This window comes from Aliiroseovarius salicola, assembly GCF_027891095.1.
Lineage (GTDB): Bacteria > Pseudomonadota > Alphaproteobacteria > Rhodobacterales > Rhodobacteraceae > Aliiroseovarius > Aliiroseovarius salicola.
The window spans coordinates 56794-74392 of the sequence record NZ_JAQIIO010000012.1 but is presented as its reverse complement, the minus strand read 5'-3'; the positions used below and the strand labels follow the sequence as shown (position 1 = coordinate 74392).

Below are 17599 nucleotides of genomic sequence, written 5' to 3'. Positions count from 1 at the left end.
GTGCTGCCCGGATCTGCGTCATAGGCGGCCATCAGGTCGGCCATCGAGTTGATCGGGCTGTCCTTGCCAACCACCATTGCGGCATAGTCACCGATGGTGCCAGCCACCAGCGTCAGGTCGCGGAAGTTATGCGGGAACACACCGGTCAGCGAGCGGATCACGATCGGGGTCGAGTTCACCATCAGGGTGCCGTGGTTGCTGTCGGCGTTTTCAATCAGGAACCCGATTGCCTTACCGCCGCCACCGCCGGACATGTTCTCAAACGATGCGTTGCCAACCAGACCTGCGTTGGTCAGGGCTTCGCCGGTACCACGTGCGGTGCCATCCCAGCCACCACCGGCCCCACCGGGGATCAGGAAGTGGATCGAATCGAGCACTTTGTGCCCATCAGCCAGTGCCGGAGTGGCAAGCGGTGCCCCAAGGGCAAAAGCAGCCGTGGCTGCGGTCATGAATGCGCGGCGCGCAAGTTTCATTGTCATCTCATTTCCTCCCGATTTGACAAAACTGCAAAGCTGGCCCTGTAGTAGGACCGGCTTGATTGAAACGAGCTAACCACGGCAACCTGTCACAAAGCTGTCATCGCGGGTCAGCAAGGCAAATGAGGCGCAAAACCCTATGAAGTTTCTTCTGGTCGAGGATAATCAGGAACTTGCAAATGCCATTTGCTCACGGATGCAAATGGATGGCCATGTCATTGATCATGCAGCGGTTTTATCCGATGCTGTGGCCTTTTCAGAGACCGGGGAATATGACCTGATCCTTCTGGACATCATGCTGCCGGATGGTGATGGGCGAAGCTTTCTGAAGCGCCACCGCGACAGCCAGATGGACACGCCGGTGATTGTGCTGACGGCGCGTTCGCAAGTCTCAGACAGAATCAGCATGCTCGATCTCGGAGCCGATGATTACGTCACCAAACCGTTTGACCATGAAGAGCTTCAGGCCCGCTGCCGCGCTGTCCTGCGGCGGAAATCTGGGGCGGCGCAGACGGTGATGACACTGGGCGATGTGAGCTTTGATCCCGTCGCAGGCCATTTGGTCGTCGCCGGTTCCCCCCGCACCCTGCGCAACCGTGAACTGCGGCTTCTCGAACTCTTTTTCAACGCACCGGGGCAGATTTTCCCGAAACATAAACTCTTTGATCGGCTGTTTTCCTATGATGATGACGTGTCGGAGAATGCGATTGAGGTCTATATCGGGCGGCTGCGCAAACATCTGGAAGGCAGTTCGCTTGCCATCACCACCCTGCGCGGATTGGGCTATCGGCTGGATCAGGGGGATGAGAGCTGAGAATGGCGGAAAACGTGCATATCTCTGGTTCCCTGCGTCGGCGTCTGACCTTCAGCCTGATTGGGGGGGCGGCCATTCTTGCGGCCACGCTCTATCTCGTGGCCCGGTCCTACTCGGCGCAGATCGCCCAGCAGGGGCAGGATAATATCCTCGGTGCGGCGGTGTCCTCGATCCTTGATGTGGCGATCATGCGGGACGGGGCGGTTGAAGTCGATTTCCCCTACGCGTCCTTTTCCATGCTGAACACCCCATCAGATGACCGGGTGTTTTACGCAATCCATCAGGATGACACGCTTCTGACGGGATACGAGGATCTGCCGCGCGCGCCGATCCCGGTGGGCGAGAAGCTGGGATTTGCCACGGTGGAGTACGCGGGGACCTCACTCCGGCTGGTCAGTGCCTCGCGCACGCTGGTTGGCGCTGACCTGCGCAGCCAAGTGACCGTGTCGATTGCCCAGACGCAGGATGCGCTGGCGGTGGCGCAGAACCGGATTTCGCGCAACGTGGCCTTGTTCGGCGCCGGGTTCTTCCTGCTGACGGCACTTCTGTCCTTCTGGGCAAGTGCCACCACAATTGCGCCCCTGAAACGCCTGACCCAGTCGATCACGCGACGTGGTCCGACAGATCTGAGCCCGGTGTCAAAACCGGTTCCCTCCGAAATGGCGCCGCTTGTCGGCTCGCTCAACACGCTGATGGCGCGGTTGGAACAGTCGCTTACCCGGTCGGAGGAGTTCATTGCCGAGGCCGCGCATCGGGTGCGCACCCCTCTGGCCACGGTGCGGGCGCACGCTGAAAACACCTATCAACGGGTGGAACGAGAGGACAACCGCGCCGCCCTTCGGGCGATGATGCGCGCGGTGGATGAAAGCTCGCGCGCGGCGGGGCAGCTTCTGGATCATGCAATGGTCACCTTCCGCTCGGATAATCTGGAAAAGGAACAGATCGATCTTGTGGCGTTGGCCGGGGAACTGGTGCGAAACCTGTCACCCGTGGCCGAGATGAAGGACATCGACCTGATCCTGCAAGGTGATGCGGTGGTGGAAATCGAGGGGGACGCGATCCTGCTGCAGAACGCCATCCGCAATCTCATCGACAATGCGCTGAAATACTCTCCGGTCGAAAGCCGGATCGAACTGAACGTGACCGCAACCCCGCGCCCGCAGGTGGTGGTCTGTGACCAAGGGCCGGGTTTTCCCCCCGACCGGATGCAGGCGCTGACCAACCGGTTTTCCCGCGGCGAGAATGCCGGGGATACGGTTGGATCGGGTCTTGGCCTGACCATTGCGCGGGACGTTGTGGCGGTACATGGCGGGTCCATTCATCTTTCCAACCGGGCGGAGGGCGGCGCATGCGTCACATTATCGTTTTAGTCACCGCACTTGTTCTGTGGGTCACCGCAGGTGGCCCTCTGGCGGCGCAGGATTGGGAGGACCGGAGGGTTTTTGGCACCCCCACCTCCAATGAAGCGACCCTGCGCATCCTCTCGAGCACCGACACCGTGTTCCTTGCCCCGATCATCGAGGGGTTCATTCGCGCCAATCCCGACTGGGCAGTGGAGTATCTGGTGACCGGCACAGCGGACGCGGATATGCTGTTTCGAGCTGCCCCTGATCGTTATGACATCCTGATTTCCAGTGCGATGGATTTGCAGCTAAAGCTGGTCAATGACGGCTATGCCCATGCGCTTGATGGGGTGGAGCATCCGGAATGGGCGATGTGGCGACAGAGCCTCTTTGCTTTCACAAGCGAGCCGGCGGCGATTGTGCTGAACCGTGCGGCTTTCAAGGGGCGTGAATTGCCGCAGACACGGCAAGAGCTGATCACCGCCCTGCGCGAACGGTCTGACTATTTTACGGGGCGCGTGGGCACCTATGACGTGCGCCGATCCGGGCTGGGTTATCTCTTTGCCACGCAGGATGCGCGGGTATCAGAGACCTATTGGCGACTGATGGAGGTGATGGGCGCGCTCAATACCAGGCTCTATTGCTGCTCGGGCGACATGATCGACGACGTGGCCGAAGGGCGCATCCTCGCCGCCTATAACGTGCTGGGCAGCTATGCCGCGGCCCGTCAGGAAGAGGATGACCGCTTTGCCATCATCCAGCCTTCGGATTTTCCCACAATGATGATGCGGACCGGATTTGTGTCGGTGCAAAGCGTGCATATGGACGAGGCGGAAGCATTCCTGCGGCATCTGGTGGCGGCGCAAACCGGGCAAGGCGCACAAGCCGCAACCTCCCCCCTGCCCCCACTTGCGGTGTCGGCGGATGGGTCGGCGGGGGCAATCATACCGTTGGACCCATCGTTGATGGCCTTTCAGGACCGCCTGAAACGCCGCACCTTTCTGGAAGAATGGGAAAACGCGGTGATCCAGTAGCGGACCGCCGGCGGGTCACTCGATCCGAAGTTCCAGCATCGCAGGCGCAAGTTCGATCTGCCAGGCGGCGTCGCTTTGGGCGGTGATCAACTGAATTTCGGGGCCAACAATCTCATTGGTGAAAGTGCCGCGTTCGGCGGCCAATGCCAGACGAATTCCAAGGCGGCCCTGTTCAATCGGATCGTCAAAGGCGACCGCGCGCACGGCACCGCTTTGCAGGCCGCGTCGCACCGAATGGCTGACATAGGTCGAGATCAGAACGGGGGTTTTTTCGGCGTCGGCATTGGCAAGCAATCCCATTGCGCCCTCAATGGCTGGGGCAGATCCGACCAGCACGGCAAGTTGATCCACCGAGATCATCGCTTGTTCCACCTGCGCCAGTTGCTCGCGCAGCCCCGTGTCCGACCGGCCGATGAAGTCGAAACGGGCGGCGGTCTGACCCGCACCCGTCCACAATCCCGCTTCCAGCAGTGGGGACCAGCCCGAAAGGTCGGGTCCGGTGATCAAAGCCGCGGGAACGGCGTTTTGTCCTTCGGGATAGATGCGGTTCATGAACTGGCCGATGACGCGGCCCATATCCCCCCAGTCTACCCCGACGGCGCCGCTCAGATGGTTCGAGTTCAGCGCATTGACCAGCGCCACCACCGGCACCTCGCGGGCGGTCATCTCAACCGTGTTCAGAAGCTGTGGGGCATCCGCCGATACCGCGCCCAGAAGAATGGCGCGGGCGCCCCGATCGACGCAATCACTGAGCAGGGAAATCTGGCGTTGAAGCGCGTGATAGCCGCCACTTTCGTAAAGCAGGATCTCCGCGCCCGTCACCTTGGCTTCTTCGACCAGCCCAAAGCCCACGCTCAGCCAATATTCATCCTTGAAATGGGGTACCACCACGCAAATCGGCCCCGTTTTTGCGCCGTCTACGTGCGTCACCCCCTGCGCCTTGGCAGGTGGGATTGCATCCGAAACCAGCCCCACGATCAGAAGGGAGATTGCAGCCAGACCGCCCCGGACATAAGCTCGGGCCATGCAAAGCACACGCTTCGACACACAGCTTCTGCGGATCTTTACTTTCATCGTTGGCCTTGCCCTCCTGGCAAGTCTGGTTGCGGTGATGTCGAACAGCTATCTGTCCAGCAAACAACGCGCCTTGATACAAGACAACCTGCCCGCAGGGCCGCTGGCGCGCAAGGTGGTGGACAGTGCGGGGTTCATCGCGGCTCTTGCGCCAGGGTTTCCCGATCTTCAGACCCAATTTGATCTCGACCAGCTCTCAGGCCGGATGGAGCGCGAGCTGGGCGGGCTGCGCAAAGATCTGGAAGCGCTGGAAGAGTTTTATCCCGATCCCGCGCGTGCACAGGAATTTGCTGTGTTGGAACGCCTGCAGGATACGCTGACGCAGCTGGTGTCGGTCACGCAGCAAAAGCTTGAGGATCAGGCGCGGCTTGCAGAGCGCCAGCGCGAGACCACTGAACGCCTATCGGAAATGGGCAATATTCTGGCTGGTCAAACCGATATTGCCCGCGTGCGTGTCACGGCTACGATTGCCGATCTTTACGAACAGGACCAGACTGCGCGCCCCACGCTGGACCGGTTGGCGGATGTGGATTTCTTCACCTATGACCGGCATATCGAGCTGGATGGTGCCATTGAGCGCAGCGGGTTTTTGCTGTTGCAGGTGCCGTTTCAGAACAGTCGCCTTGCGCTGGCGGATCTGAAGATCGAAGCAGAGGAACAGCTCGCCTTTTCCCAAACCCGGGTGCGGTTCCTGTCCTCAGCGGCGGCGCAGGACAGGGTGAATACACTGCTTGACCTTCTGTATGGCGAGCTGGATGCCGAGGGCAGTGTCGCCCTGCGTCTTGCCCTGATCGAGGCGGAAGATCAGTTCGGTATTCTCGCCGCAACCGCACGCGCCCAGACCGATGATCTGAGCCGGATTGCCAATGCCAATTTGCAACTGGTTCAGGCTGACGTGCTCATTGCGCAGGATGCCGCCCTTGGGCTGGCCCGCAATATCTCGTTTGCCCTGACCGGACTGCTGGTCGTGCTGGGGGCTGCGGCAATCTATTCCTGGCGGGCCGCCCGAGTGGGTGTGGTGAAACGCCTGCGCGATGTGGCAGAGCATATCGATGCGCTGGCGCAAGAGGATTACGATCGCGACATCCCCGTCACCGGCCCGGATGAGATCGGCAGCATGGAAAAATCCCTGCACGTCCTGCGCCGCCGCGCCGCGCAGTCCCGGCAATTGCGCGATGAGTTGGAAGTGGCGGTCAAGGAACGCACCGGTCAGATCGTGACCGAGATGGAAGCCCATGACGCCGCCCGCGCCGAAGCCGAGGCCGCGAACCGCGCGAAATCCGAGTTTCTGGCAATGATGAGCCACGAGATCCGCACGCCGCTCAATGGCGTGATTGGCATGTTGCGCCTGCTGGAAGGCGATATGAAGGATGCGGAACTGGGGGATCGGCTGACCACGGCGCGGGTCTCGGCGGAACACCTCCTAAGCCTGTCCAACGACCTGTTGGATTACGCCAGCACCGAAAGCCGCAACCTGACGGCGGAGAACGTGCATTTCGATCTGCGTGATCTGGTGGGGCAGTTTGGCTCTTATTTGGCAGTGGCAGGCGAGGCCAAGGGTCTTGAGGTCTCGGTCACGCTTGCCCCCTCCGCACCACCCGCCTGCCTTGGCGACCTGCCCAAGCTGCGCCAGATCGTCGTGAATCTGCTGTCCAATGCGGTGAAATACACCAATGAGGGCCGGGTGGATTTGGTGGTGGACCACGCACCGCATCCCGATACCGGGGCACCGGTCCTCAGCTTCTCGGTCATGGATACCGGGATGGGCATCTCCGCAAGCGACATGGACTATATCTTTGACGCCTATGGGCGTGGGCATATGCGCGATGTGGGCAATATTCAGGGCATGGGGCTGGGCCTGTCCATCTCGCGCCGTCTGACCGAAGTTCTGGGCGGCGCCCTGTCGGTGGAAAGCGCGCCGGGAGAAGGGTCGCGCTTTACCCTGACCGTGCCGCTGGAAACGGGGGATCTGGCGCAGATCCACGTGACCCGCGAACAGGCCCTACGCGCAGAACTTGGCCATCGGGTTCTGCTGGTCGAGGACAATTCGGTGAATCGGATGGTGGCACGAGGCTATCTTGACCGGTTGGGCTGCGAGGTGGACGAGGCGGAAACCGGACAGGAGGGGATCGACATGGCCCGAACCGGTCTCCATGACATCCTGCTGCTCGATCTCGACCTGCCGGACATGCCGGGTGGCGAGGTGGCCGCGGCCCTTGCCAAGGACCGGCAGGCCGGGCTGCGCATCGTCGTTCTGACCGCGCATCATATCGCCGACACGGTTCAGGAACGGGCACGGCTGGGGGTCGACGGGATCCTGACCAAACCGATCTCGCCGCGTGCCTTGTCGGCCTATCTCGGGGATGAGCTTCCACCGGCTGTGGGTGAGGCAGATCAGGGTACGCCCCCCTCCCCTACCGATCCGGTGCGGGGAGCGGTGCTAAGCGGCGGCGAAGATCTGACGCGGCAGATGCTGGAAAGTGATCTTGAGGATCTGGGACGGGCGCTGACCGAAGAGATCCTGAGCGATTATCTGGAACAATCCGCAAGCGGGATGACCGAGCTGTCAGCGGCGTTGAAGGCGGAGGACAATGAGCAGGTGGCAAAGCTGGCCCACAAGCTCAAAGGGGCCGCGTCGAACTTCCAGCTGACCACGCTTTGTGATGCTTTGGGGCAGCTTGAAGGCGCGGCGCGAGAGGGCGCGGCGCTTCCGGCCAACCTGTCAGAGATCATCGAGCTGGAACGCGAGGCGCGGGGCCTGTTGACCTCTTTGGCTGACGCTTTTGGCCTTCAGTTGTCCGAGGTTGCAAAAAGATAACCTTCGCCATGCACGGTGATGATCCAATCCGGCTGGGCGGGATCTTCTTCGATCTTCTTGCGCAACCGACCCACCAGCACATCAATGGTGCGATTGTCCGGCGCCCAGCGGCGATGCTGGACAAGCTCCAGCAGCCGGTCACGTGACAGCACGACGCCGGGATACTGGGTGAATGCGTGCAGAAGTTCGAACTCGGCGCGGGTCAGCGCCTCAACGGCTCCTTCCCCATTCTCAAGTCGACGGCGCGACCGATCCAAGGTCCAGCGACCGAACCGGGCGGTGGGATTGGGCGCAGCAGGGGCGGCAGAGCGGATTTCGTCGATCCGCATCAGCAGGTTTTTTACCCGTGCAAACAGCTCGCGTTTGTCAAAGGGTTTGGTGACATAGTCGTCGGCCCCCATCTCAAGCCCGACAATTCGGTCGATCTGGTCGTCACGGCTGGTCAGCAGGATGATGCCCACATTCGACTTGGCCCGTTGTTCACGGGTGATGGTCAACCCGTCCTTGCCATCAAGGTTGATATCGACCAGCAGAAGGTCTGCCGGATCGCGGGCAAGGATCTCTTCCATCTGGGCCGCGTCCTCGGCTTCGGACACCCGATACATCTGTTTCTTTAATGACGCGGCCAGGCGGCGGCGGGTCACGCTGTCGTCTTCGACGATGACAATATGCTGGGTCATGATCCGCTCCTTTTTTGCTGCGCGGTCGAGCGCGTGGGTGGGGCATGATTGGCGTCAGGTAACGATAATCCCCCTTTCACTCCAGCCATTATTACATCCTTTTACAAACTCGCACAGCACATTCACGGGGTCGGGAAGACCAGTTCACACTTGGCTTCTAGGGTTGATGACAAATGGAAATCCCTCAGACAGGAGGAACAAATGTCACTTTCCAATCCAACCCGCCGCGCATTCATTCAAGGTGGGGCCGCCATGTTCGGGGCCACCAGCCTGATGGGATCAACAGCGCTTGCATCCATCGACCCGAATTCATTCTCGGGCCGCACCTTCCACGCCAGCCACTTCGGCCCGTTTGAAGCCGTTGTGCGTGACGGAAAACTGGTCGGCATCAACACCATGATGGAGCTGGATGCCCGCCCGACCGAGATGCTGACCTACGGCATCATGGACCGGACCTATGACAAGACCCGCGTGAACTATCCGATGGTGCGTAAATCCTATCTGGAAGGATGGGAAACCGGCGACACCAAGCCCGAGCTTCGCGGCAAGGAAGAATGGGTCCGCGTCGATTGGGATACAGCTTGGTCCCTGGCCGCCAAAGCGCTGCTCGATACCGCTGCCAACCACGGCAACGAAGCGATCTTCAGCTCGTCTTACGGCGGCTGGTCAAACGCTGGCGTGTTCCGCCCCAACGTGCTTCAGGGTCGTCTGATCAACCTCATGGGTGGCTGCACCAACACCGCTGGCGACTGGTCGGCCGGTGCAGGCCAAGTTGTCATGCCGCATATCATCGGCGACATGGAAGTTTATTCCGCGCAATCCGCATGGGAAACCATCCGCGATGAAACTGAAGTCTTTGTGCTGGTCGGTTGCGACCCGATCAAGAACAACCGGATCGAATATCGCGTGGCTGACCACGGCATGTATGCCCACTGGGAAGAAATCCGCGATGCTGGGGTCAAGTTCATCTCGATCAACCCACAACGCACCGCGTCGGATGAATATCTGAATTCCGAACTGACCCGGATCACCCCCAACACCGATACCGCGCTGTTCCTCGCGATGGCCTATCACGCGCTGGAAAACGGCTGGGATGACAAGGAATACATGGCGAAATACACGGTTGGTGCCGACAAGTGGATTGCCTATGTGAAAGGTGAAACCGACGGCACGCCGAAGACGCCTGCTTGGGCTGCGAAAATCACTGGCATCGAAGAGCAGCAGATCAAGGATCTCTGTGAACTCATCGCCACCTCGAAAACTGCCATCGCAGGCTCGTGGGCGATCCAACGTGCCCAACACGGCGAGATGGCCTATTGGTCGATCGTCAACTTCCAGGCCCTTCTGGGTAAAATCGGCAAACCGGGTCAGGGTGTTGGCTTCAGCTGGCACTATGGCAACGGCGGCATGCCGCAAGGCGGCAACGCCACACCGGTTGGCATGAGTCAGGGCCGCAACTTTGTGAAGAAAATCGTGCCTGCCTCGCGCATCACCGAAGCGCTGGAAAACCCGGGCATGGAGATCTTCTACAACGGGCAGAACAACGTCTATCCCGACATCAAGATGATCTTCAACGCGGGCAACAACTTCATGTCGCACCAGCAGGATACCAACCGGCTGATCCGTGCGCTTGAGAAAGTGGAAACCATCGTCTGTGTTGACGTCTGGTGGACCGCTGCCACCCGTTGGTCCGACATCGTCTTCCCGGCGTCCTCCACTCTGGAACAGGACGACATCACCTCGGGCGGCACATATTCGAACGACCGCGTCTATGCGATGAAGAAGGTGATCGAACCGATTGCCGACAGCAAACCGGATTACGAGATCTTCGAAGGTCTGGCCGACAAACTGGGGCTCTGGGCACAGTTCACCGATGGTGAAGACAAGATGTATCACATCAAACTCGCCTATGAGGCTTCGGGTGCTGCGAAAGAGATCCCGTTCGAGGAGTTCTGGGAAAAAGGTTATGCCCGTATGCCGGTGCCAACCGAGGCCCGCAAATGGACCCGCCACGGCGCCTTCTATGAAAATCCTGAAGCGAACCCGCTGCACACCTCGTCCGGCAAGGTCGAAATGTTCTGCGACACCATCGCCGACATGAAGATTGAAGATTGCCCCGGCATGCCGATGTGGATGGAGAAACACGAATATCTCGGCAACGCCAAGAAAGGCCAGTTGCACGTCGTGTCGCCCCACCCGTGGTTCCGCCTGCACAGCCAGATGGCCAACTCGGAACGGTTGCGTGACCTCTATATGGTTCAAGGGCGTGAGCCGGTGCGGATCAATGCACAGGACGCGGCGGACCGTGGCATCGAAGACGGCGATCTGGTCGAGCTTTACAACAAGCGCGGCACGGTTATCGCAGGGGCTGTGGTGTCGGATGACATCATGCCGGGCGTGGTTTCGATCTACGAAGGTGGTTGGCCGCAACTGGACAGCAAGGGCCGCGACAACTCGGGTCTGGCGAACTTCCTGACCTCGACCCAGCGTGCCTCTGGCCTGTCGGAAGCGACCACGGCCAACACCACGCTGATTGAGATGCGCAAATGTGAAGATCCGGAAGGTCCGAACATGGCCTATGATCCGCCCGCGATCATCGCGGATATGGACGTTGCTTCGATCGACGACGAAAAGCTGGGCCTTGACCGCCTCGCCGCCCTGACCGAAGCGCTCTATGCCGACATGACGCCGGGTGAGAAGATGTTCTTCGAACGCTGCACTGTCTGCCATGCGCCGCGTGAAGTGACCCACTACACGCAACAGCAATGGAAAGGCATCACGCCCTCCATGTTCGAACGGGCCGGTCTTGAAGACGACGAACGCGCATTGATCATGGAATACCTGATGGCCAACGCCGCTGACGCGCCGAAGTAACCCTCCGGCAAACCACAGGTGACATGACAACAGTCTCGGCCGTATCCTCCACGGCCGGGCCACTCCAAAGACCGGCAAGCCAGTCTCGTTCCCCTGGCTGTGCCGGTCTTTATTTTTCCGATCTTTATTAAGCAGATGCCCCACTCTGGATTTGACCGACTGTCACAATTCCCCCATGCTGGTTCAAGCAGAACAGGAGAACAGATATGGCAGATATGGCGACATATCGATGTGGAGTATGCGGCATGGGCGTGAATGCGACCTGCGCCGATTGTAACGAACCTTTGGTCAATGACACATTGACGACCGATGACGGCCGCGAAGTGCAGATCTCGCGCTGCCCGAAATGCGAAGGCAAGATCAAATCGCCTTTATGTTGTGGCAGGGATATGGTCTGCGAGACCTGAAAAACAAAATGCCCACCGTCACGGGTGGGCATTCTTAAGTAATTGGATTCGCCGTAAGAGCGCTCAGCCTTCGATGGTGTAAACCGGCGAGGTGGTGCCATCGCGGCGGTTGAAGACAACGGTATCGCCGGAGTAAACAGGCGTGCTGCAATACTCGCGTCCTGTTAGCATTTCTGGCGCTGTATAGGTGCTGCAAATCTCGTTCGCGGTGGCGGTATAAGAGCCAGAAACCGCTTCGCCACGCATCATGCCACCCATAGTTCCATCTTCATTGAATGAGAAATAGTTGTCACCGGTCACAATCCGTTTGCCGATCAAAACGGATGTTGCGGTGGGTTCTTCCATGGCGCCTTCGGACATTTCAGAACCAGACATGCAGGCGCTCAAAACCAATAAAGACATGCCAGCGGTAACCATCCACAGTTTCATAACAAACCCTCCCTAAAATTTATATCAATCCAAGGATGATAGCTTTTTTCCAGTTTTTGAGCAAGAATTCGGATCCGGGTGGTGATGCGCAATGCGGATACTCCCCGCGTTTCCCCTCCCCCTCTCCTCCCATCCATCAATAGACGTGATCCGCGGTATTTCAAAAGCCCATGGCACCTCCACTTGCGCAATGGGCCTGAACATAGGAGCATCAGAGAAACCATCATCCCCTGATCCGGAGTGTTCATGTCCTCTTCCCCGTCATTTCTGTCCCATATCCGCAGCGAGCTTGATACTCTGCGCGAGACCGGGCTTTACAAATCCGAGCGCGTCATCACCACGAAACAGGCGGGCACCGTGGGGCTTGCTTCGGGCCGTGAAGTGATCAACCTCTGCGCCAACAACTATCTGGGGCTTTCCGACAACGAAGAGCTGATCGAAGCGGGGCGCGACGCACTCAGTCGCTATGGCTACGGCATGTCTTCGGTACGCTTCATCTGCGGCACGCAGGAAGAGCACAAGGAACTTGAGGCGCGGATCTCACGCTTTCTGGGCATGGAGGACACGATCCTCTATTCCAGCTGTTTTGACGCCAATACAGGGCTGTTTGAAACCCTGTTGGGGCCAGAGGATGCGATCATCTCGGATGCGCTCAATCATGCGTCCATCATTGACGGGGTGCGGCTGTGCAAAGCGAAACGCTTCCGCTACGCCAATTCCGACATGGCGGATCTGGAACGCTGCCTGCAAGAAGCAGACGCCGCCGGCGCGCGGTTCAAGATGGTCGCCACCGATGGTGTTTTCTCGATGGATGGCTATATCGCCAATCTGAATGAAATCTGTGATCTGGCCGAGAAATACGGTGCGATGGTCATGGTGGATGACAGTCATGCCGTTGGTTTCATGGGGGAAACTGGCCGCGGCACGCCGGAACATTGCGGCGTGATGGACCGGGTGGATATCATTACCGGCACGCTCGGCAAAGCGCTTGGCGGCGCGTCCGGGGGCTATACATCCGGCAAGGCCGAGGTGGTGGATTGGCTGCGACAACGCTCCCGCCCCTACCTTTTCTCCAACACGCTTGCCCCGGTGATTGCACAGACCTCAATCAAGGTGCTCGACATGCTTGAGGCCTCGACCGAGCGGCGCGAGGTGCTAATGGATCACGCCACGCATTTTCGTGCTCGCATGTCCGAGGCCGGATTTGACCTCTTGCCCGGTGAACACCCGATCATTCCGGTGATGCTGCGTGACCCGAAGCTGGCACAGGACATGGCGGCGCGGCTCGATGCGAAAGGTGTCTATGTGGCGGCGTTTTCTTTCCCCGTGGTGCCAAAGGGTCAGGACCGGATCCGCACCCAGATGTCCGCGGCGCTGACCCGCGAAGAGCTTGACCGCGCCATCGACGCCTTCATCGAAGTGGGCCGCGATATGGAGATCATCACATGAGCAACGAAATGAAAGCCCTTGTGAAAGCCCATCCCCGAGAAGGGCTGTGGATGGAACATGTGCCGGTGCCGGAACCCGGTGACAATGAGGTCCTCATCAAGGTCAAGAAATCCGCGATTTGTGGCACCGATGTCCATATCTGGAAATGGGATGAATGGTCCGCCAAGACCGTGCCCGTGCCGATGGTGGTGGGGCATGAATTCTGTGGCGAGATCGTCGATACCGGCAAGGCCGCAACCAAATTCAAGATCGGTCAACGCGTGTCGGGAGAAGGTCATGTGACCTGCGGGATTTGCCGCAACTGCCGCGCGGGTCGCGGGCATCTGTGCCGCAACACGTTGGGCGTGGGTGTGAACCGCCCCGGTTCCTTTGCCGAATATGTGTGCATTCCCGAAGCGAACGTGGTGCCAATTCCCGATGATATCCCGGACGAGATCGCCGCGATCTTCGATCCGCTCGGCAATGCCGTGCACACGGCGCTGAGTTTCGATCTGGTGGGTGAAGATGTGCTGGTCACGGGCGCCGGTCCCATCGGCATCATGGGCGCTCTGGTGGCGCAGAAAGTGGGCGCGCGCAAAGTGGTGATCACCGACATCGCCCCCTACCGGCTTGATCTTGCTCGCAAAATGGGGGTGCAGCATGTGGTCGACGTGGACAAGGAGGTGCTGCGTGACGTGATGGATGAGATCGGCATGACCGAAGGTTTTGACGTGGGGCTGGAAATGTCCGGCGCGGCCCCCGCCATGCGCCAGATGCTCGCGCGGATGAACAATGGCGGCAAGATCGCCCTGCTTGGCATCGCCCCCACAGCCTTTGCCGTCGACTGGAATGAGATCATCTTCAAGATGCTCACCGTCAAGGGCATCTATGGGCGCGAGATGTTTGAGACCTGGTACAAGATGATTGCTCTGGTGCAATCGGGGCTGGACCTGACCGACCTAATCACCCATCGGATTTCCATCGATGATTACAAGGACGGGTTTGCCGCAATGCTGTCCGGTGAGGCAGGCAAAGTGGTGATGGATTGGGAGAAATAGGCTCTAACCTGCCCTGATTTGCAGGTATCCCTTCCGGCATTTCTCGGTGCAAAGTTGGGTCAACGCGGCCTCAGCGGCCGCTTGGTTTGGGGCATCATCAGTGCGCATTTGTCCTCCGGCGCGCCCGATCCGCCCCCATTCGCGGATCACGCACCAGCGGCCAAACAGGGTCCGGGCGACTCGCATCTTGTAGTAGCGCCGCTGCCGTTTTTCAGGGTTTATCTTCTCCAAGCGTACAAACATGCGCCCCCTCCTGCCGCATCGTATCAGGCTTTTGGGGCAATGGAATCCCTGCAATAATGGGAAAATCGGCCTATCTGTCTGGTATCCCGGCGCAAATTGCCCACCAAATGTAGAATTTCCTTGCACGAATCCCACCTGCGGGGCAATAGTCACGGAAAAGAGGCAATAAACGCCAATTTCCGTGAACACGGTCTGATCGTCGGAGCATATCGACACAGACCCCCCTGCCCCGTCACGGGGTCCAGAGATTGGACCCAACATGACACAGGCAGATCCGGGCGTCACGAAAAACGGCACCATCGCTGCCCGCGTTTGGGTTGGAGCATTCTAATCTTCCGCGACGTGGTCAGCAGACACGAGCACCCGCCCCGGCGGGCATACCGTTACCGCGCCAAAAAGGCCGTTTCGGGCAGAGAAAGACAGGCATATGGAACCGGTACTTTTGGATCCAGATACTCCTCATGAAGACCTGAATGGGGTCATTCGTCAGCATTCGGAATGGCTGGCCCAGCAGCTTCATGCGCAGCGTGAGAGCCTGTTTCCGCCTGATGCGTCCAAGGAAATGCGCAAATTCACTTCGGGCGAAGCTGCGACGCTTCTGGGCGTGAATGATAGCTATCTGCGCAAGCTGCATCTGGATGGCAAGGGCCCCTCGCCCGAACTGACCCCCGGCAATCGCCGCATTTATTCTGTCGCGGACATCCAGGAATTGCGGGTATTGCTCGAAAAAACCGCGCGCAAACCCGGAGACTACCTGCCCGGACGCCGTGACGGCGATCATTTGCAGATCATCGGCGTGATGAACTTCAAGGGCGGGTCCGGTAAAACCACCAGTTCGGCCCATCTCGCGCAACGTCTTGCGCTCAAGGGCTATCGGGTGCTGGCGATCGACCTCGATCCGCAGGCCTCGCTGACCGCGTTGCATGGCGTGCAGCCCGAATTTGACCTGACCGAAGGTGGCACGCTGTATGACGCGATTCGTTACGACGATCCGGTGCCCATCGCAGATGTAATCCGCAAGACCTACATCCCCAATCTCGACCTTATTCCCGGCAACCTAGAGTTGATGGAGTTTGAGCACGAGACCCCCCGTGCCTTGGCGCAGGGACAGGCGGGGCTGTTCTTTTTCCGCGTAAAAGAGGCTCTAACACAGGTCGATAGCGATTATGACGTGGTGGTGATCGATTGCCCGCCCCAGTTGGGTTTCCTCACCATGTCGGCGCTTTCAGCGGCCACCGGAGTGTTGGTCACGATTCACCCGGAAATGCTCGACGTGATGTCGATGTCGCAGTTCCTGCGCATGACCGCAGATCTGATGGATGTGATCGCCGAAAGCGGTGCAGACATGTCCCACGACTGGATGCGCTATTTGTTAACAAGATATGAACCCGCCGACGCGCCGCAAAACCGAATCGTAGCTTTTTTGCGGACCATGTATGGCGACAAGGTGCTCAATGCGCCGATGTTGAAATCCACCGCCATTTCCGATGCGGGCCTGACCAAGCAAACGCTTTACGAGGTAGAGCGCAGCGCGTTCACCCGATCCACCTATGACCGGGCCATCGAAAGCCTGAATGCGGTGAACGACGAAATTGCCGACCTGATCCAGAAGACCTGGGGGCGGGAGTAACGGCTGAATAAGTGTCTACAGGCCGGTTTAGGGTCTGATTTGAATGGAAATGACCACCCTATCGGGGCTGGTCGTGAACCGAAAGGAGAAGCGCAGATGACGAGCAGCAGGAAAAAGCGCATGTCCCTTCTGGACAATCTTGCCTCAGCGGGGATGCAATCGGCCCCCCCTGCCCCGGCGGCCACTCCGTCCGGCAATTCTGCGGGCACGATGATGAGCTCGAACCGTGCGCTTCGCTCGGCCCGTGATGCGGTTGATGCCCATCATGTGTGGGAGCTTGACCCCGCGGCGATTGATGACATGCGCCCTGCCGACCGGTTGACCCCGGAAGACGTGGCGGATCTGCGCGATGCGATCGATACCAACGGTCAGACCGTGCCGATCCTGGTGCGGCGCAATCCTCAGGATCCTGATCGCTATCTGTTGATCTATGGGCGTCGCCGACTAGAGGCGATCCGCCTGTCGCATAAGGTCGACAAGGTGCGTGCGCTGGTGGCGAGCATGGATGATGATGCGGCCTTGCGGGCGCAGATCTCGGAAAACATGGCGCGGCGCGACCTGAGTTTCATTGAAAAAGCCCTGCTCGCCCGTGCGCTGGTCAGTTCCGGGTTCGGAAACCAGTCACAGGTGGCCGAAGTGCTGACCGTGACCAAAAGCGCGATCTCGATGGCGATGTCGGTGGTGGATGCGGTGGGTGAGGATCTGATCCGCGCCATTGGCCCTGCCCATGGCATTGGGCGCCCCCGGTGGGAGGCCTTGGGGCGTTCCATCAAAGAAACCGGCGCCAGTCTGGACCGTCTGATTGGCCTCGCGCATGACACCCGCGATCAGGCTGCTGTGGCGCGTTTGACCGAAGACGGAGGGGTGGACAACGATCCCTCGCTTCTCGCCTTCGAGGCGGTGGTCAAGGCCGTTGGGCAAGCTGCCAAGCCTGAGAAGAAGTCGAATGGCAAAGACCCCTCCCCTACCCGTCCGCTGACTGTGGCCGGTGCGCGCGGCGGTGCGATCAAGCGTAGCGCCAAGGGCGTCACCCTGTCGCTTGAGGGCGGCGGGTTTGCAGATTGGGTGGAGCGCGAGGCGCAAACATTGATTGACGAGCTTCACGAGCGCTGGCTTCAGCGCGGCGAAGATTGAGGAAAAGAGCAGAAAAGGAGGCACGATAAGGCAAAAGAAAAGGTCCCGCAAAGACGACACTCCACGAGACCCTGACTGTTTTTAGCATCTTCAAGCTAGAGTCCGTGGCCTAAATCCGCAAGTCCAAAGTGATTCGCGGGCCGGATTTTCTTTGTCT

Annotated in this window: 14 protein-coding genes and 1 pseudogene; 10 read left to right on the top strand and 5 right to left on the bottom strand. The window is 59.4% G+C overall.

Annotated elements, in window-relative coordinates:
• A pseudogene (locus O2N63_RS16155) lies at positions 1–479 on the bottom strand (tripartite tricarboxylate transporter substrate binding protein); the annotation flags it as partial.
• A 136-nt stretch (positions 480–615) separates the two neighbouring features.
• On the opposite strand from O2N63_RS16155, the gene O2N63_RS16150 reads away from it, so the two are divergent.
• Genes O2N63_RS16150 through O2N63_RS16140 form a run of 3 tightly spaced genes read left to right on the top strand, consistent with a single transcriptional unit; the run spans position 616 to position 3667 of the window.
• Entirely contained in the window at positions 616–1290 is a 675-nt protein-coding gene (locus O2N63_RS16150) for a response regulator transcription factor (protein ID WP_271055335.1), read from the top strand.
• Positions 1291–1292: 2 nt separating this feature from the next.
• A complete protein-coding gene (locus O2N63_RS16145; RefSeq protein WP_271055334.1) occupies positions 1293–2660 on the top strand; it encodes a sensor histidine kinase in 1368 nt (455 codons plus the stop codon).
• Entirely contained in the window at positions 2639–3667 is a 1029-nt protein-coding gene (locus tag O2N63_RS16140; protein ID WP_271055333.1) for an ABC transporter substrate-binding protein, read from the top strand. The genes O2N63_RS16145 and O2N63_RS16140 overlap by 22 nt, the downstream gene beginning before the upstream one ends.
• Before the next feature lie 15 nt (positions 3668–3682).
• On the opposite strand, the gene torT is transcribed toward O2N63_RS16140, so the two are convergent.
• Positions 3683–4714 carry a TMAO reductase system periplasmic protein TorT gene (torT, locus tag O2N63_RS16135; protein WP_271055332.1) on the bottom strand — a complete coding sequence of 344 codons (1032 nt, stop codon included), beginning with the start codon at positions 4712–4714 and terminating at the stop codon, positions 3683–3685.
• Here torT and O2N63_RS16130 point away from each other — a divergent pair.
• Entirely contained in the window at positions 4692–7559 is a 2868-nt protein-coding gene (locus O2N63_RS16130) for an ATP-binding protein (RefSeq protein WP_271055331.1), read from the top strand. The two genes, torT and O2N63_RS16130, sit on opposite strands and share 23 nt — an antisense overlap.
• On the opposite strand, the gene torR is transcribed toward O2N63_RS16130, so the two are convergent.
• On the bottom strand, positions 7532–8239 hold the full coding sequence (gene torR, locus O2N63_RS16125) for a two-component system response regulator TorR (protein WP_271055330.1): 708 nt from the start codon (positions 8237–8239) through the stop codon (positions 7532–7534). The two genes, O2N63_RS16130 and torR, sit on opposite strands and share 28 nt — an antisense overlap.
• A 201-nt stretch (positions 8240–8440) precedes the next feature.
• Here torR and O2N63_RS16120 point away from each other — a divergent pair, with 201 nt between their 5' ends.
• Complete coding sequence (locus tag O2N63_RS16120; RefSeq protein ID WP_271055329.1) at positions 8441–11113, top strand: molybdopterin-dependent oxidoreductase; 2673 nt, start codon at positions 8441–8443, stop codon at positions 11111–11113.
• A 206-nt stretch (positions 11114–11319) separates the two neighbouring features.
• Positions 11320–11520: a hypothetical protein gene (locus tag O2N63_RS16115; RefSeq protein WP_271055328.1), complete on the top strand. Its 201-nt coding sequence runs from the start codon at positions 11320–11322 to the stop codon at positions 11518–11520.
• A 63-nt stretch (positions 11521–11583) separates the two neighbouring features.
• Here the strand turns inward: O2N63_RS16115 and O2N63_RS16110 are convergent, their stop codons facing one another.
• Complete coding sequence (locus tag O2N63_RS16110) at positions 11584–11949, bottom strand: hypothetical protein (protein ID WP_271055327.1); 366 nt, start codon at positions 11947–11949, stop codon at positions 11584–11586.
• A gap of 246 nt (positions 11950–12195) precedes the next feature.
• Between O2N63_RS16110 and O2N63_RS16105 the strand changes: the two genes are divergently transcribed.
• Together O2N63_RS16105 and tdh are read left to right on the top strand one after the other, a co-directional pair.
• Positions 12196–13398: a glycine C-acetyltransferase gene (locus O2N63_RS16105; RefSeq protein ID WP_271055326.1), complete on the top strand. Its 1203-nt coding sequence runs from the start codon at positions 12196–12198 to the stop codon at positions 13396–13398.
• Between the two features lie 8 nt (positions 13399–13406).
• Positions 13407–14435 carry an L-threonine 3-dehydrogenase gene (gene tdh, locus O2N63_RS16100; protein WP_408629824.1) on the top strand — a complete coding sequence of 343 codons (1029 nt, stop codon included), beginning with the start codon at positions 13407–13409 and terminating at the stop codon, positions 14433–14435.
• Between the two features lie 3 nt (positions 14436–14438).
• On the opposite strand, the gene O2N63_RS16095 is transcribed toward tdh, so the two are convergent.
• On the bottom strand, positions 14439–14678 hold the full coding sequence (locus O2N63_RS16095) for a WGR domain-containing protein (protein ID WP_271055324.1): 240 nt from the start codon (positions 14676–14678) through the stop codon (positions 14439–14441).
• Between the two features lie 427 nt (positions 14679–15105).
• Between O2N63_RS16095 and repA the strand changes: the two genes are divergently transcribed.
• Entirely contained in the window at positions 15106–16308 is a 1203-nt protein-coding gene (gene repA, locus O2N63_RS16090; protein ID WP_271055323.1) for a plasmid partitioning protein RepA, read from the top strand.
• Between the two features lie 96 nt (positions 16309–16404).
• Positions 16405–17442, top strand: coding sequence for a plasmid partitioning protein RepB (gene repB / locus O2N63_RS16085; protein ID WP_271055322.1), 1038 nt, complete (start codon positions 16405–16407; stop codon positions 17440–17442).
• Positions 17443–17599: the final 157 nt, after the last annotated feature.

Coding starts and splice junctions, on each gene's coding strand:
- O2N63_RS16150 (WP_271055335.1), top strand. CDS start 616: ATGAAGTTTCTTCTGGTCGAGGATAATCAGGAACTTGCAAATGCCATT.
- O2N63_RS16145 (WP_271055334.1), top strand. CDS start 1,293: ATGGCGGAAAACGTGCATATCTCTGGTTCCCTGCGTCGGCGTCTGACC.
- O2N63_RS16140 (WP_271055333.1), top strand. CDS start 2,639: ATGCGTCACATTATCGTTTTAGTCACCGCACTTGTTCTGTGGGTCACC.
- O2N63_RS16130 (WP_271055331.1), top strand. CDS start 4,692: ATGCAAAGCACACGCTTCGACACACAGCTTCTGCGGATCTTTACTTTC.
- torR (WP_271055330.1), bottom strand. CDS start 8,239: ATGACCCAGCATATTGTCATCGTCGAAGACGACAGCGTGACCCGCCGC.
- O2N63_RS16120 (WP_271055329.1), top strand. CDS start 8,441: ATGTCACTTTCCAATCCAACCCGCCGCGCATTCATTCAAGGTGGGGCC.
- O2N63_RS16115 (WP_271055328.1), top strand. CDS start 11,320: ATGGCAGATATGGCGACATATCGATGTGGAGTATGCGGCATGGGCGTG.
- O2N63_RS16110 (WP_271055327.1), bottom strand. CDS start 11,949: ATGAAACTGTGGATGGTTACCGCTGGCATGTCTTTATTGGTTTTGAGC.
- O2N63_RS16105 (WP_271055326.1), top strand. CDS start 12,196: ATGTCCTCTTCCCCGTCATTTCTGTCCCATATCCGCAGCGAGCTTGAT.
- tdh (WP_408629824.1), top strand. CDS start 13,407: ATGAAAGCCCTTGTGAAAGCCCATCCCCGAGAAGGGCTGTGGATGGAA.
- O2N63_RS16095 (WP_271055324.1), bottom strand. CDS start 14,678: ATGTTTGTACGCTTGGAGAAGATAAACCCTGAAAAACGGCAGCGGCGC.
- repA (WP_271055323.1), top strand. CDS start 15,106: ATGGAACCGGTACTTTTGGATCCAGATACTCCTCATGAAGACCTGAAT.
- repB (WP_271055322.1), top strand. CDS start 16,405: ATGACGAGCAGCAGGAAAAAGCGCATGTCCCTTCTGGACAATCTTGCC.